This is a genomic window from Chitinimonas sp. BJB300 (genome assembly GCF_002735695.1).
Taxonomy (GTDB): Bacteria; Pseudomonadota; Gammaproteobacteria; order Burkholderiales; family Chitinimonadaceae; genus Chitinimonas.
On the sequence record NZ_PDZH01000097.1, the window covers coordinates 1 to 15849 of the forward strand.

The following is a 15849-nucleotide window of genomic DNA, read 5'->3' on the forward strand; positions in this document are numbered from 1 at the left end:
CGCGCTGGCGCAATTCATTGCTGGCACGAACCTGCCCATGCGCGGGCTGTTCGGTGGCGTAGGCAATGACCGCTGCTTCGGTGGCTTCCTCGACGCGATTCTTCGGGTTGGGCTTCTTGCGGTTAGCGTCGAATAGGGCCTCGACACCGCCCTCCGCCTTCGCATGCTGATAGCGGTAGAACGAGTCGCGTGAAAGCCCCATCATCTTGCAGGCCTTGGAAACATTGCCAAGTTCAGCGGCGAGATTCAGCAGGCCGATCTTGTGCTTGATGACATTCTGATTGAGACTAGCCATGGGGTTACTCCTTGGCGCATATGCGCTGTTTCGATAAAGATTCGCACCTGTATCAAAACGGGTAACCCCACCATTTGCAAGGTGAGACTGTCAGATCAAGTCTGAACTTCTACACGTAATGGCTACGGCGTGCTGAATCGTGCGCTGCCGATCGCCTATTTCGACCGCTTGGGAGTTCCAAGACTCGCCTAACCTCAACTTCTCGAACCGCCCGGTGCGGACCCGCATGCCGGGTGGTGTGGCAGGGGTCGGCCAGGTAATCTGGCCGCCCCTATGCCGATAGGCTCGCTTGAGGGGCTTTTGTGGGGTGAAGCCCCAGCGCTTGAGGTACTCGCCCATGGTGCGAATAGGCAACGCCAGACCGAATTCCTGCTTGACCAGCAGGAGCACCGCCGCGCGCGTCCACAACGCAAATTCCAGCTTGAGTTGCTCGGGGCGGTTCTTGCAGATCAAGCGCTGGATGTGTAGTTCCTGATTGGCGCTCAGGCACCGCTGCTGGCCCAGCGAGCGCCCTGTGGGTTTAGGGGCTAGCGCCTTGAGGCCCCCGGCATCGGCCGACTTGACTGCGCTGCGCACCGTTCCCTCCGCCACGCCCAGGCTGACTGCCACTTCCTTGATGGGCATGCCACGCCGATGCAGCCTCACAGCTTGCTTGCGCCTTTCGTGCTGTTCTTGCCGCGACAGCTTGCGTCCGTCTTCTTTGTCCATTTCTATCAGTTGGGGGCAGGCACCAATAAATCAACACTTAGTTGCCGGGTGAATAGTTTGAACCTACCCGTAAAATTCACACCATATATGACAAAAACATGTTTGTAATATCAAATTAATGTAGCCTAATGCCCATTGTCATAAATCTCACCTCTGAGGACGATCATGATGACTAAGCGAGTTTCAGTTCGGCGGATGGTCACGCTGGTAATTGCAGTCGCCAGTGCTACATCTGCAGTGGCAGCCACCCGTATTGATTTAAGCCAAGGTATGCCGGCTTTTGACGCTCCTTCCGATTCTTCCGGTTTTGTCGTGGTACCCAAAGAGGGGAGCAGCATTACAGATGCTCGTGGCAACAAGCTCTCCAGAATGGAGCAACGTCATAAGGGTGTGCGCGTATGGGGTGAAAATCCCATCGTCACCAGCTACGCCAGTAGCCCTGAAGGCATGCTTGCCGATGTACCGAGCTATACAACCGGTACTTTGTTAAGCGGTATTGCCGCTGACTTGCCTAGTCCTCAAGCTCGCTACAGCGAAGATGATGTGTGGAACCTGCTCCGGAAAAAAGGAACTCAGGTAGATAAAGCAGAACATAAGGCCATTGAGCAAGTCATCACCGTGATTGACCAGCGTAGTGGTCGTGCTCAACGAGTGTACTTAGCTTCTCTATACATCAGCACGCCAAACCCCACACGCCCTCACTTCATCGTTGATGCAGAAACCCTTAAAGTTCATGACCAGTGGGAAGGATTAACCACCCTAAACATGACAGGTCCCGGCGGAAACGAAAAGGTAGGCCAATACGAGTATGGCCGTGACTATCCCGCTTTCGAGGTAGGTCAGGATTGCAGCTTTGAAAATGCTAATGTCAAAACCGTTGATATGCTCAATGGAACTCAACCTTTGGATACAGCTTTCCGCCCACCTTCATGCCTCAATAACGGAACTGCACGAAATACCGTCCGCTCAGTCAATGGCGCCTTTTCACCGCTGAACGATGCTCATGCCTTTGGTAACTCCGTTTTCAATATGTACAACGAATGGTTGGGAAAACGTCCTATACAACAAAAGCTGACCCTACGCGTTCATTTCGGCCAAGACTGGACAAACGCCCAATGGACCGGCCAAGCAATGAACTTTGGCGATGGTGGCCGTAAATATTACCCCTTAGTATCTTTGGATATCATTGCCCATGAAGTCAGCCATGGCTTCACTGAACAAAATGCTGAGTTGGTTTACACAGGCCAGGCAGGCGGGATGAACGAAGCATTCTCGGACATGGCAGCTGCTGCGGCTGAAGTATATGTCCGCGGTAGAACCGACTTCATACTCGGCGACGAAGTCGTGCGTGACGGCACTAATAACTCCACTCGCTACATGCTGGACCCTGAGCGAAATGGCCATGCGATCAGCCATGCGAGCAAATACTACAGCGGTATGAATTCTCACAACTCCAGCGGTGTATACAACAAAGCCTTTGCGTTATTGGCCAATAAACCAGGCTGGGATGTGAAGAAGGCATTCACTACGTTTGCTACCGCCAACATGTTGTACTGGAAACCGCAGTCGACTTTTGACGAAGGTGCTTGCGGTGTAATACGTGCTGCAGACGACCGCGGTATGTCACGGGCTGACGTGATCGATGTGTTCGACCAAGTTGGTGTACGTTGCCCTAATTTTCCACCCACCACAGGAGGGGGAGGCGGTGGTAGCGCCAGCAAGTACGACCGCAGTATCAAATACAAGCAGGGTGACATTGTCGACGTCAATGGCAAGCGCTACGCCCTCACAGTGCGGGTCAACAACCAGCCAGGTGGCGATTACCAGATCTGGGGTGCGTACTGCGACCCGACCACCTGCGGTGAAAATAACTCCTATACATACGGTGGTTGGCTGAAGGCTTACTGGGCTGATGCGGGTAGCAGTGGTGGCACCACAGGCGGTGGTGGTACGACAGCGTCAGGTAATTTTGATGAATATCGTCAGTATCGGCGTGGCGAGCAAGTCCAGTTTAATGGGCGAAGCTATACGTTGACGGTAAAAGTCGATGGCACCCGATCAGGAAACTACCCTATTTATGGTAGTACTTGTGCTCCCTCGCGTTGTACGTCTTCTCAACCGTGGGTCAATGCGGATGGGCGTGCCTCTGCTTACTGGGAATAAATCATCAACGTAGTTGCATATCTTGTCCCCTGTACCTGAACAAGGTCAGGGGGATTTGATTTTTTCAATATCTATAGCCCGAGGGCGTCTCCCCCCGGGTACTCAGGCAACCGATACGGGTAATCGACCACCCATAGAGCCACTGTCGATCTTGGTCCGGGCAGCTTTTTCGGCTGTTGGGCCTGTAGTAGGGCTTCAAGCCATTATGTTCTTGGAAAAGTTTTCGCAGTGTCAGCTGCGTTTTGGGGCTGGGCTTGCACTGAGCTGTAATAAGGCAGTCTTCGCTAAGTGGTTTCCTGCAAAAAACCGCCAAGAGAGTATGGGGAAGCCACGTCAGCTAGTGCGTTGATGGCTACACATGAAATAACCGGTAGGTAATGGTATTAGTTGGGTGCGTTCGTTTATTGACATGTCTATGTCATAACTTTAGATTTGCCCAACAGTATGTGTGCATACCCGTTGTGGTAATTGTTCAACAAACTAATTTGAAGCGGTGATGTTATTGAGACTTCGCCAATGCGATGGCCTCGTGTGGGATGCATGAAAGTGTAGGTAAATTGTGGTGATGGATAACAGATTAGAAGCGTTTATCTAGTTCTGATTTAGCCCTTCTAGGTTATCAATTGTTGTTGAATGAATTCAAGATGGAAGGGCATCATGAAACTTAAATTTTCTGCGCTTACTTTATTGGCGGTTGCCGCCCTGGGCGTAATGGCCGAGCCCAATACGATGGACAATCCAGAACTGAAGGTATCTGATAAACAGCAGTTTGCCGAAGTCACGGTAAAAGGCACTGTTAAAAAGGTCATTGTCCGCGTCGTGGATGGCAAGGCTCTCTTAGGCGATATGGTGCTTGGTCCAAGCGAGGAGGCTATACGCGATGGTGTCGATCTATCCCCCGTAGAGCCATGGAGCAAGGAAAGCGCTAATCAATCCAAGCAGAATGCGCATGACAATCATATTGCCCGAGCTACCCGGTGGCCCAATAATACCGTTTACTACATTTACGACGATCAGCTGCCACAAACTAATCGTAAGGTTATTCAGGCCGGTATGAAGCTGATTTCGGATAAAACTGCCGTGCGTTTTGTACCGCGGACCCTCGAACCGAACTATGTACGCTTCTACCGTAACGATGATGATGATTGTTATTCAGAAATAGGCATGAAGCAGGGTAAGCAGGACATTTCTATCGGCAATGGCTGTAGGGCAGGAAACGCTGCACACGAATTGTTGCATGCACTGGGCTGGGAGCATGAACAGATGCGCCCGGATCGTGACAACTATATACGGGTATACTTTGAAAACATTCAGGACAAGTACCTGAGCGAATACGAGAAGAAAAGTTCTAGCGAAGTTGATCCTGCAGGTGACTATGACTACGACTCGATCATGCATTACCCCGATTGGGCTTTTAACAAGAGTGGGATGTTGAGTCAGAAGACGATGGTTCCACTCAAAAGTGGTATTGACCCAGAAAGAATGGGACAGCGTAGGGACCTTAGCCCTGGTGACGTGGCAGCCGTAAAGCATTTCTACCCTGGTGATCCGGGCCAAGTAACGCTCAACGCCACATTTAGCGCTCAGCAATTAACCATTGATGAAAATGGCAGCGGTAACCTGACCTTGGATCTGGCGGGTGCCGACCTGGCGGGGGTTCGTTTCTACCCTGATTCAGACAACACACGTGTGATTGCGTATAACGGCATCGATATTCAAGCAGGCCAAGGCAACCAACGTACCGTTCGTGTCACACCGGTTAGGGGCGCCGTCGGTACAGCCAACGTTAAGGTGCGTGTTATTGCCGCCAACGGCAAAGAAGCTACGGCTTCCTTTAAGCTAACTGTACTGAAAGACAAGAACGGTGGTGGTACGGGTAGTGGTAGCGCCAGCAACTACGACCGCAGTATCCAATACAAGCAGGGTGACATTGTCGACGTCAATGGCAAGCGCTACACCCTCACAGTGCGGGTCAACAACCAGCCTGGTGGCGATTACCAGATCTGGGGTTCGTACTGCGACCCTACCGCCTGCGGTGAAAATAACCCCTATACATACGGCGGCTGGCTAAAGGCTTACTGGGCTGGTGCGGGTAGCGGTGGTGGTACGACAGCGTCAGGTAATTTTGATGAATATCGTCAGTATCGGAGTGGCGAGCAAGTCCAGTTTAATGGGCGAAGCTATACGTTGACGGTAAAAGTCGATGGCACCCGATCAGGAAACTACCCTATTTACGGTAGTACTTGTGCTCCCTCACGTTGTACATCTTCTCTACCGTGGGTCAATGCGGATGGGCGTGCCTCTGCTTATTGGGAATAAATCATCAACGTAGTTGCATCTCTTGTCCCCTGTACCTGAACAAGGTCAGGGGATTTGATTTTTCAATATCGATAGCCCAGGTGTTATGAATCGCTCAAGGGCGACATGGCGCTGTTTTGGGATAGGTCGAACTGGCTGTCTCTCTGCTACGGTACCATCACCAAAAACGGCCCGCGAGGCCGGCGGTTTGGTTTCAAAATAGGGGCGGGGGGGCGCTGTTGCAAAAAATATTGTCGTGCTGGCGCTCCGCTTAGGGGGGGGGCGGTCTCGCAACCGGCGCGGGACTACCAGTTGACACGGCAGTCCATCATGCGGGTTCGGGAAAAGGCAAGTGCGTCCAAGAACCCATTTTCCGATTCCCCACGCAACTCAACTTGGATGCAACCTAATTAGCTGAATACAAGTTCACTCTTGCAAAGATGTAATCTTTAGCATCAAATGGTGCGATTATTGATTCTATTTTATTAGAAGGCCAATATGCGTACTACCATCAATCTCGATGATGCTTTGCTCGATCGGGCCCAGCGGCTGACCGGCGTACAAGAGCGCGGTGCACTTTTGCGCGAAGCGCTTATGGCCCTTATCCAAAGAGAAAGTGCTAAGCGTTTGGCTCAATTGGGTGGTTCTGATCCCACACTGCAAATGGTTACGCGCCGCCAGTCCGAACCAAAATGATCCTGGTTGACACTTCAGTTTGGATAGACCATCTGCGTTATCGCGATGTCCAACTCAAGCTATTGCTCGAGAATGGGATGGTATGTGTCCATCCCATGGTGATTGGCGAACTGGCCTGTGGGAATCTCAAGACAAGGGAAACGGTATTGGACTTACTGCAGTCCTTACCAACTGTTCGGTGTGCTGAAAATGAAGAGGTACTGTTTTTTATTGAACAGCGTCAATTGATGGGGCGAGGTATCGGTTACATCGATGCTCACTTACTTGCCTCTACTTTGCTTGAAGGCTCAGTGCGGTTTTGGACACGGGACAAGCGGCTTGCTGCAATTGCAACAGCGTTTGAATGCGCGTTTTCTGAGCCGACCCATTGAAGTTAGGGGCAATCTAATCACGCGATTGCGGCTAACTAGCTCATTGGTTATTGGGGGATTACAGATAGCTGCAAAAACTGCCACATCGCCAAAATCAGCTGGAAACGGCGGCTTAATTGCGCAAAGGATATCTTTATCTATCAAAGTTTTGCCCATACTCTATAGCCTTTAAGGCAGTAGGGGTATTCACAGTCTATTTCAATTTGGTGAACTAGGTAAACTGAATGAGAATTGCCTCAGCACTGTTGGCTTGAGGTTTTTGCTAGGTTTGGGAATGCCAATCCTTTGGGTGCATAGGCGTTGACGGTTAAGAGCCCCCTATGCCCAAAGCGCTCAGAATACATAAGGACAGTCATGGCCAAATCTACTCAGTCTGCCAAGCGGGCATCGAGCGAAGTTAAAAAAGGTATCGACGACTTAACAACTGGTGTGCTGAATACCCCAGCATTCCCTATTGTGGGGATTGGTTGCTCAGCGGGGGGGCTTGAAGCGCTTGAGAAATTCTTGACTCATACTCCTGCCCATACTGGTATAGCATTTGTGATTGTTCAACATCTCGCACCTGCTTACACCAGTGCCCTTCCAGAACTTCTGCAGCGCTCGACCACCATGTCGGTGTTTGAAGTCAGCGATAGTATGCGTGTGGTGCCTGACTGTGTATACGTCATCCCCCCCGGTAAGAACCTGTTGCTTCAAAACGGGATGCTTTATCTGCGTGATCCCATTGAGTTGCATGGCTTGCGTCTGCCTATCGACTTCTTCTTGCGTGCTCTGGCAGAGGAACAGCAAGAGAGAGCGATTGGTGTCATCTTGTCGGGTATGGGTTCTGACGGGGTGGCTGGCTTGCGTGCAATCAAGGAGAAGATGGGTCTTTGTCTTGCACAGGAACCCGCCAGCGCGAGTGCGGACAGCATGCCGCACTCTGCCATCGAGGCTGGGGTGGTCGACATCATTGCCCCTGCAGAACAGCTACCAGAAGAAATTCTTGTCAGCCTCAAACTCCCGGCAAGGATAACGTTGGCGTCGAGCTCTTCCGACACCGAAGTTAAAACCAATCTGGGTAAGATCATCGTTTTGCTGCGCAACCGTTGTCATAACGATTTTTCGCTCTACAAGTCCAATACCCTCGAGCGACGCATCGAGCGGCGCATTGCCTTACACCGACTAAGCAGCATTGCTAATTATGTGCATTATCTGCGTACAAACCCGCAAGAAATCGATCAGCTATTCAAGGAGCTGTTGATCGGTGTCACTAACTTTTTTCGTGACGCTGATGTGTGGGCGTATTTTCGCGATGAAGCTATCCCTGCGTTGCTTGCGCAACACCCCGAGGGTAAGCCACTACGCGCGTGGGTAGCAGCCTGTTCCAGCGGTGAGGAAGCCTATTCGCTGGCGATTGTTTTGAAAGAGGCGCTGGAAGTATTCAAACCCAACGGGCGTTTTGAGTTTCAAATCTATGCGACCGATCTGGACCCGGACGCTATCAGTAAAGCACGCAAGGGACTCTTCCCGAGCAATATTGAAGCAGACGTATCACCTGAGCGGCTTGCCCGTTACTTTGTCAGTGAAGCAGATGGGTATCGGATCAAAAAAGAGATTCGCGAGATGGTTGTGTTCGCAACCCAGAACATTATCTCCGACCCACCCTTTACAAAGTTGGATATCTTATGCTGCCGCAATCTCTTGATCTACTTTGGAACACCGTTGCAGAAAAAGTTATTGCCGCTGTTTCACTATGCCTTGAATCCCAGTGGATTGCTGCTGCTGGGCAGTGCGGAGTCCGCCGGTCATGGCAGCCATTTATTTGCACCCATCAAAAGCAAGGTGCACTTATTCCGCCGGCTCGATCAGCGGTCTTCTGCATCGGAAATGGTTTTCCCTGGCAAAACGCCAGGGCCCGTCGCAGTGTACAGTGAGACCCTGCCTGTCGAGCGCATGGAACCCGACGAGAACATTGGGCTGCTGACCGACCAGCTGATCCAACAGAACTATGCGCCGGCAGCGGTATTGGTGGATTCAGACGGCGACATCCTTTACATCAGTGGACGTACGGGAGCCTACCTAGAGCCAGCTGCGGGCAAGGTAAATATCAATATTCATGCGATGGCGCGTGAGGGGTTGCGTGAAGCTCTGGTTGGTGTAATTCGTAAAGCGCTACGGGATCCACAACCAATTCAACTCCAAGGGCTGCAGATTCCTATCAATGGCAGTGTACAAATCGTCAACGTTACCGTAAGAGCGATTGAAAATCCCCTGCCGTTGCGCGGGCTAATAATCATTGTATTCAGCGATGTTGCTACCCCAAAAACGACGCGTATGCGTCGTAAGTCCGCCTCCTCTTCGGTCGATGAAGTTTTGCAGCAGGAATTGCGACAGGCGCGAGACGCCCTCCAGGCAATGCATGAAGAGATGCAGTCCTCCATGGAGGAACTAAGGTCGAGCAATGAGGAGCTTCAATCCACCAATGAGGAGCTGCAATCGACCAACGAAGAGCTGACAACCTCCAAGGAGGAAATGCAGTCCTTGAACGAGGAGTTACAAACGGTCAATGCCGAGCTTCAGTCAAAGATGGAGGACTTGACCGGGGTGAAGAATGATATGACGAACCTTCTAAACAGTACCGAGATTGCGACTATATTCCTTGACGGCGATATGAAACTAAGGCGCTTTACCTCGCATACAACCAGGCTGTTCAAGCTTATTCCCAGCGATGTTGGCCGACCATTCTCGGATGTGATGACCGACCTTGATTATCCAGAACTCAAGAATGATGCACATGATGTGCTTTCGACATTGATATTCCAGGAGACGCAAGCCGGAACCAATGACGGTCGTTGGTATCGTGTGCGGATTATGCCTTATCGCACGCAGGATAACGTGATCGATGGTGTGGTCATTACCTTTACGGATATCAGTGAGCTGAAGCTACTTGAGACGCAGTTGCAGCATAACCAGCTTTAAGATGTTGTTGATTTGGCGTCCCCCATTTGCGCTGATTGTGGGTCAAGGTAATCAATTGATCGGCGATCTGGCATTCTCGGCGCGATAAAACGGCAAGGGCGCTGTTGCAAAAAATATTGTCGTGCTGGCGCTCCGCTTAGGGGGCGGTCTCTGCTATGCCGATAGCTAGCATCTTGGGGGGCAAGGCGATGAACACAGACTTCAAATGGCGCCACTTTGAAGGAGAAATCATTCTCTGGGCCTTCCGCTGGTATTGCCGCTACGGGATCAGCTACCGCGAACGCCAGGAAATGCTGGATGAATGCGGTGTCCATGTTGATCACACTACCCTCTATCGCTGGGTCCAGCGTTACGCACCCGAGATCGAGAAACGGTTGCGCTGGGCTTGGCGTCATCCCGGCAGCCGCTGGCGGGTCGATGAAACGGGTGCTGTTGCAAAAAGGCTGGAGGAGCGCATGAAGAGCGGGGTTCTGGCCTTTTTGCAACAGCGCCCTTACAAGTTATTACCGACCCCAGAAGACCGAGCAACAGCCGGTTTCAAGCTTGTTCAATTCTTATCATCGCACAGCTTGAATTAAAACAGCTTTGATGTCACTCAGCGCCACCCCCAAGCGCTGACGGGCAGCCATTAAGCCAAGCAGCATGATGTGGCGCTCGCCGTAGACATGCTTGATGCGCTCCGCAGCCCGGACCAGCAGCACTCCATTATTCGTAATATTGATCAGCAGCTGACTCTGCGATTTATCAGGTAACTCTATCGGCACCACCACCGGCTCTTGCCGCATCCTCTCCAAAGTTGGCAGGGCAGACGATTGCCCAAACGCCGTAGCGCGCAACTCCCCACCCTGCTCCGTAACCTTGTATTGTGCGACTGGCGAAATTCGGCCACCGTCAGGTTGATCAAATACAGGGATAACCGTATCGCCCAATGACGTTTGAGATACACCTTTGGGATTGCCCGCGCCGATGGCAACGGCAATGGTATTGTGACGATTATTCACCGCTACAGGATTCAACTGTCCAACGCCTGTCAAATCGGCCTTCAAATCCACATTGAGCAAAATCGGGATTTGGTCGTCAACGATAGGTCTGCCATTAAGATCAAGCACTCCTTTCACAGGGTTGATCGGATCTGGATTCAAAACTGGAGACTCCAACTCAGGAATATACTGCTTGGTGTTGGAAGTAATATCCGCTGTACTCACCTGTGTACCAATTGCGTAATTGCCCGCATCACTCCCTTGCAATCCCAAGCCCAAGACATTGACCGGCTTGCTCTGCCCTGGAAAACCATCCACAAAGTTCGCGTTTGAGCCGCCACTGCTCAGCACAACTGTCTCGCCGGCAAGTACGCCTGTCAAACTACCAAAAGTGCCAACGGAGGCAGTCGTGTTGCCGTCGAACGGTTTGTTATTGATGGTTAACCCCGTCAGGGATAGTGACTTAGGGGTAAGGTCTGCGGTAGCGGTCTGCGTGGTGATAAAGCTGTAGTTGGATATATCCAGACCTGCCAAACCCAAATTGGCAACCGTGACCGTTTTGCCGATCCCAACGTTCTTATCGGCATAGTTCGCCGTTGCACTGTTGCTGTCCAGCGTAACGTTCTCGCCCGTGACTACGCCCACCAAGTTGCCATAACTGCCTATAGTTGCGTTCGTACTGCCATCGTAGATTTTGTTATTAGGGGTCAGCCCGCTTAGCGTTAATGCCTTGGGGGTGAGGTCACTGGTACCGGTTTGCGTGCTGACAAAGCTGTAATTGGATGCATCCAGCCCCGCCAAACCCAAATTGGCAACCGTGACCGTTTTACCGATCCCGACATTTTTATCGGCATAGTTCGCCGTTGCATTGGCGCTGTTCAGGTTAACAGCATCCCCCGTCACCAAACCCACCAAGCTGCCATAGCTGCCTATGGTGGCAAGTGTGCTGCCATCGTAGATCTTGTTATTGGGTGTCAGCCCATTCAGCGTCAATGCCTTGGGCGTGATGGTGCCGATATTGCCATTAGCCGTTGTTGAAGAGAGCTGGTAGCCATATACGGTGGCAGACCCATTGGTCGCACTGGCAATAGCAATGCCTGTCGCCGTTACATTCTTACCTGTGCCCACATTCTTAGTGTCGTAGTTCCCGGCAGCAGGATCATTCAACGTCACAATATCGCCATCAATTGCACCGCTTGACGTGTAGTTAGCTGCCGTCAGGCTGGTTGCCGTATTACCGTCATATACCTTGCTTACCGCACCAATCAGGCTCGGTGTAATAACGGGAGCCAGGCTATAGAGAAAGCCGCGTCCCGTTCCCAACACAGCGGTACTGCCATAAGTAGCGTTGTATTGTTTGTAGTCATACACCAAACCACCACGTGTATCACTGGCTGGGTCGCTTGACCATACCTGCCACGCCCCCCCCGCCAAGGCACCGCTACCACTATTGTTGACGAAGTTCCCCCCACGTGAAGCCAGCACAATATTGCCCGTACCGGCATTAAGGCTAACGCCGTTGGCAATCGTCATGGTGGGGGTACCGGCGTCGGTATAGGCGCTGATTGCGCCGCTATCTCCAGCAACCGCTGTCAGGTTGCCATTGTCGGTGCCGACGTTGGCATTAAAATTAATGTTTCGTCCTGCCTGGAAGGTAAGGTTACCGCCATTCCCACCAGGATTATTGGCCGCTATGGCGCTGCTGACCGTGATGTCATTATTGGCTTGCAGGGTGACTGCCGAGCCCGTGTTCAAGATGCTCTCTATCGTTGCCGGCGTCATGTAGGTCGTGGCGTCGGGCGTCTGGGAAAATACCGCCGAATCCGCCCCAGAAGGAAAGGTCAACACGCCATTGAACAGGTACATCGCGCCACGAACCACACCACCGGCATCCTCCAACGGTGCCCCCACTGCCATACGATCGCCATCCAAGGCGATGGACGTGCCAAAGAACGAATTCGCGGCCAACGCCGGCATCGTCCCTACCGTGCCGCTGTGCACATACTTTTGGAAGGTCAGACCGGAGTAATCGTTACCAACACCCGTGTATAACAGCGCAGAACCTGCTGAAGCCGCCATGATGTCATCACCCACCATACCCACTGCAAGGCGGTCTGCATCTAAAGCAACGCTATACCCAAATTGATACGTAACTGCGCCATTCGTGCGTGTTGGCTGATTCACAGCACCAGTGCCACTTGCTAATTTCTTTACCCATTGAAGGCCGGAAAAATCACTGCCTACCCCGGTAAATAAATGCACAGCGCCCCAATTGGTTCCACCCGTGTCATCTAAATTAGTGCCTATCGCCAGGCGGTCACCGTTCAGGGAGACGGCATTACCGAAGCTGTCATTCGTACCCAGGGCCGGCATGCCAATTGCGCCTTGGCTGGTGGTCACTTTATTCCGGTATGTCAGCCCGGAAAAATCACTACCCACACCAGTAAATGCATACACCGCACCGCGAGTGACGCCGGTCACCTCTTCATAAGGTGTACCAACAACCAAACGATCACCATCCAAGGCAACACTAATACCAAAAAACATGATGTCATTGGGAAATGTCGGCATACCCGTGGCACCTGTGGTGTCCGCTAACTTTTTCTGCCACGTCAGCCCCGAAAAATCCCCCCCTGCACCATTAAATAGATGCACCGCACCACAATTCGTTACACAAATGCCTCCACTTGTGCCGTCCCCCGTTGAGCCAATAGCCAGCAGGTTGCCCTTCAGCGAAATACTTGCGCCAAATTTGGCATCATCTGTCAGTACAGGCATGCCTACCGCGCCCTGAGCATTCGCGATCTTTTTTTGCCAAGTCAACGCCGAGTAATCTGTCCCTACGCCAGTAAAGAGGTACACAGCACCACGGTTAGTACCACCGGTGTCATCCAGAATGGCACCCACGGCTAATCGGTCGCCATCCAGTGCAAGGCCATTACCAAACCAGTCGTTATTTGCCAAAGCAGGCCCGCCAGCCATGCTGCCACTCGCAAGCCTTCTGACCATGGTCAGATTATTGGGTGGCGTAGCGGTGATGATGAGGTTTTTCGGATCCAGCAGTACGTTCCCGCCAAAGCCGGCGTCCAGCCCACCATTAAGCTGTACCTTACCTTTGGAAGAGAGTTCGATGCGCCCGCCATCTTTCGCCTGCAAACGACCGTTGTTTTGGCTAGCTTGGGTAGACCAGACAACTACCTCACCGCCCTGTCCCAGTCCACCACCGTTGGCGCGAACCTCTGTACCCACGCCGATAAAGGTTTCCTGCGCCTGAGGTAACGATGTCGTCCCTTGCCAGCCGCCCCCCAAGTGTACGGTGCCACCTTGTACCCCGCCCGAAGCATCAACCTTGGCATTTAGCAACGCCAAATTGGCACCGGTAGCCTCAATAACACCACCATTGCGGACACCAGTAGCCGACACAGCAGAGGAGAACCCCACCATGCCCGTACCCTCAATTTTTACACTACCGCCATCTGTACCATTGGCCTTCAGGCTGCTTTCCGCCATCCCTTCCAGTTTGCCGGTCTTGATCCCAATATGCCCGCCCTGTCCCTGCATGCTTGAGACGTCAACCTCACCATCTAGATAAATACCCTGGCTTGCCTGTAGATTGACCTGACCGCCTGAAGCAGTAAGACGGCCTTCCTGCGATATCCAATTGCCTTCCAGCAATATGCGCCCATTCTGCTGAGTCAACGCATTGGCCTCAATTACGCCAGAATTCCCGACAGCACCAGCTAACACATCACGCGCAGCCCCAGCGGTGAGGATGACCCGCCCGCCATTCGCTTGAATTAAACCGTGGTTCTGTGCCAATGCATCGAGCTTTGATTTTGCGACTGTAACTGTCAACAAGCCCGTCCCAGTGAAGTCCAGCGAGACATCCTGCGCTGCAGCCAGTACCGCTGTACCGTTTGGCGTGGTGATGGTCCCTTCGTTTCTCACCACCGGTGCAACCAACGCCACTACACCACCCTGGGCGCTGAGGGTCCCCTGATTCACGATCTCGCCTGAAGTACCGACAAAGCGGAGCCTGCCACCCAGGAAGTCGGTATCGGTCAACGATAGAGTGGAAGCCACAATACCGCCCACATTCACTTGGCTACCCTGGCCAAACACGACACCAGCCGGATTCATCAGTATCACTTGGCCGTTCGCATTCAACTGCCCGAATATCTGGGTAGGGCTTTGACCAGTGATCCGATTTAGCGCAATGCTGTCCGCACCGGGCTGGTTGAAGCTGACACTGGCTTGGTTACCGATATCGAAACTTTGCCAGTTGGTAATCAATTTGTCGGTAGCCTGATTTACCGTCATCGCATTGCCAGACTGGCTGATGTTGCCCGAGCCCGAGACAATCTGCCCGCCACTAGGTAGGGTTGCAGCAACTGGTGGTGCCGCCTGTACCAAGCAGATGCTCTCTAAAACGGCAATCATTCCCCAACGCGCAGCACAAGCAGTGCTGGTAGTAGTCGCGGCTTTACCAGCGGCTTTGGCACACTCATGCGCAACCACCCAAGCATTACGAACACAGCTCCAAACCAGACGATGAATTTTGTTCATAGCAGCGCACTCGCTTGAAAGTTGGATAGGCGTTTGGGTTCCGTCATATACGCTAGCTTCGTTGCGACACAGCATTGCCTAAAAAAAATATCGCTATGCATTTTCAACTTTCCCATGCACCAATGTTTTTCTCTCACCTTGTCTTGCTGAGTTACTGGCATGTTTTGAGGTCCCCGTTTATGCCTTGGTTGACGGCAAACTAGAACCACAGAATGCCCTGCAACCAAACACGACTTGCATGATGTTTCCCATCCACATCATCGCCCATGGCGCTACGTCCAGGGTTTGACCCTATCTTGTGCGCCCAGGCCAGTCGCAGGCTGTACTGGTTCGGTTTAAACAGGCTGGCACCCAACCCCCATCCCTTCAAGGCATAGCTGTTACGGCCTGTTGCAGTGGAAATAGCAATGCCCGACGATTCACTGTTAACGGCTATGTTGCCTGTGTCGACAAAGGTAGCCAGCTGTAGCCGGCCCAGTGAAGGTACGACTTTGGGCACGTCGTATCGGAGTTCCAAGCTAGCGCGCCCACCCCGGTCTCCCTGTGCTTCGCCGACAGGATAGGCGCGAATATCGCTAGGGCCTCCCAGCGTGAATTGCTCCGACGAATCAAGGTTCTTTTCGGCGTATTGTCCTTCCAGCCACCCTTGTAAGGAAAACCCACCCGATAACGGTTGTTGATATGAGTAACTGATGTTACGCAGTGCATACGATAACCTGTCGCCATGAAGAACAAAGAACTCGATTTGTACACCGACTATTTGCTGAGCACGTTTGGTGCGGCGACAGCAACGGGCTTGTCGGCGATGGTA

At 52.3% G+C, this 15849-nt stretch carries 9 protein-coding genes and 1 pseudogene; 6 read left to right on the forward strand and 4 right to left on the reverse strand.

The window, feature by feature from the left end:
- Together CSQ89_RS15465 and CSQ89_RS15470 are read right to left on the reverse strand one after the other, a co-directional pair.
- Positions 1 to 295: helix-turn-helix domain-containing protein (locus CSQ89_RS15465; protein WP_143747079.1), on the reverse strand; the 295-nt coding region annotated here is incomplete at its 3' end.
- Positions 296 to 385: 90 nt separating this feature from the next.
- Positions 386 to 1003 (reverse strand): winged helix-turn-helix domain-containing protein, encoded by a 618-nt coding sequence (locus CSQ89_RS15470; protein ID WP_099407024.1) that lies wholly within the window; start codon positions 1001 to 1003, stop codon positions 386 to 388.
- A 165-nt stretch (positions 1004 to 1168) separates the two neighbouring features.
- Here CSQ89_RS15470 and CSQ89_RS15475 point away from each other — a divergent pair, with 165 nt between their 5' ends.
- The 6 genes and pseudogenes from CSQ89_RS15475 to CSQ89_RS15500 form a co-directional block, all read left to right on the forward strand.
- Positions 1169 to 3166: a M4 family metallopeptidase gene (locus CSQ89_RS15475; protein WP_099407025.1), complete on the forward strand. Its 1998-nt coding sequence runs from the start codon at positions 1169 to 1171 to the stop codon at positions 3164 to 3166.
- Between the two features lie 657 nt (positions 3167 to 3823).
- Complete coding sequence (locus tag CSQ89_RS15480) at positions 3824 to 5485, forward strand: M12 family metallopeptidase (RefSeq protein WP_158229009.1); 1662 nt, start codon at positions 3824 to 3826, stop codon at positions 5483 to 5485.
- 477 nt (positions 5486 to 5962) lie between these two features.
- The gene (locus tag CSQ89_RS15485) at positions 5963 to 6160 is read left to right on the forward strand and encodes a type II toxin-antitoxin system VapB family antitoxin (protein WP_099407027.1); all 198 of its coding nucleotides are present in this window, start codon (positions 5963 to 5965) and stop codon (positions 6158 to 6160) included.
- Entirely contained in the window at positions 6157 to 6531 is a 375-nt protein-coding gene (locus CSQ89_RS15490) for a type II toxin-antitoxin system VapC family toxin (protein ID WP_099407028.1), read from the forward strand. Before CSQ89_RS15485 ends, CSQ89_RS15490 begins: the two co-directional genes overlap by 4 nt.
- 354 nt (positions 6532 to 6885) lie before the next feature.
- The gene (locus CSQ89_RS15495) at positions 6886 to 9492 is read left to right on the forward strand and encodes a chemotaxis protein CheB (RefSeq protein WP_099407029.1); all 2607 of its coding nucleotides are present in this window, start codon (positions 6886 to 6888) and stop codon (positions 9490 to 9492) included.
- 188 nt (positions 9493 to 9680) lie between these two features.
- Positions 9681 to 9917: pseudogene (locus CSQ89_RS15500) on the forward strand (IS6 family transposase); the annotation flags it as partial.
- 132 nt (positions 9918 to 10049) lie between these two features.
- Here CSQ89_RS15500 and CSQ89_RS15505 read toward each other — a convergent pair.
- Both CSQ89_RS15505 and CSQ89_RS15510 read right to left on the reverse strand, forming a co-directional pair.
- Positions 10050 to 15038: a YDG domain-containing protein gene (locus CSQ89_RS15505; protein ID WP_158229010.1), complete on the reverse strand. Its 4989-nt coding sequence runs from the start codon at positions 15036 to 15038 to the stop codon at positions 10050 to 10052.
- Positions 15039 to 15237: 199 nt separating this feature from the next.
- Positions 15238 to 15849: ShlB/FhaC/HecB family hemolysin secretion/activation protein (locus tag CSQ89_RS15510; RefSeq protein ID WP_158229011.1), on the reverse strand; the 612-nt coding region annotated here is incomplete at its 5' end.

Excerpts from the sequence above, each read along its gene's own strand:
- CSQ89_RS15470 (WP_099407024.1), bottom strand. The coding sequence starts at position 1,003 with ATGGACAAAGAAGACGGACGCAAGCTGTCGCGGCAAGAACAGCACGAA.
- CSQ89_RS15475 (WP_099407025.1), top strand. The coding sequence starts at position 1,169 with ATGATGACTAAGCGAGTTTCAGTTCGGCGGATGGTCACGCTGGTAATT.
- CSQ89_RS15480 (WP_158229009.1), top strand. The coding sequence starts at position 3,824 with ATGAAACTTAAATTTTCTGCGCTTACTTTATTGGCGGTTGCCGCCCTG.
- CSQ89_RS15485 (WP_099407027.1), top strand. The coding sequence starts at position 5,963 with ATGCGTACTACCATCAATCTCGATGATGCTTTGCTCGATCGGGCCCAG.
- CSQ89_RS15490 (WP_099407028.1), top strand. The coding sequence starts at position 6,157 with ATGATCCTGGTTGACACTTCAGTTTGGATAGACCATCTGCGTTATCGC.
- CSQ89_RS15495 (WP_099407029.1), top strand. The coding sequence starts at position 6,886 with ATGGCCAAATCTACTCAGTCTGCCAAGCGGGCATCGAGCGAAGTTAAA.
- CSQ89_RS15505 (WP_158229010.1), bottom strand. The coding sequence starts at position 15,038 with ATGAACAAAATTCATCGTCTGGTTTGGAGCTGTGTTCGTAATGCTTGG.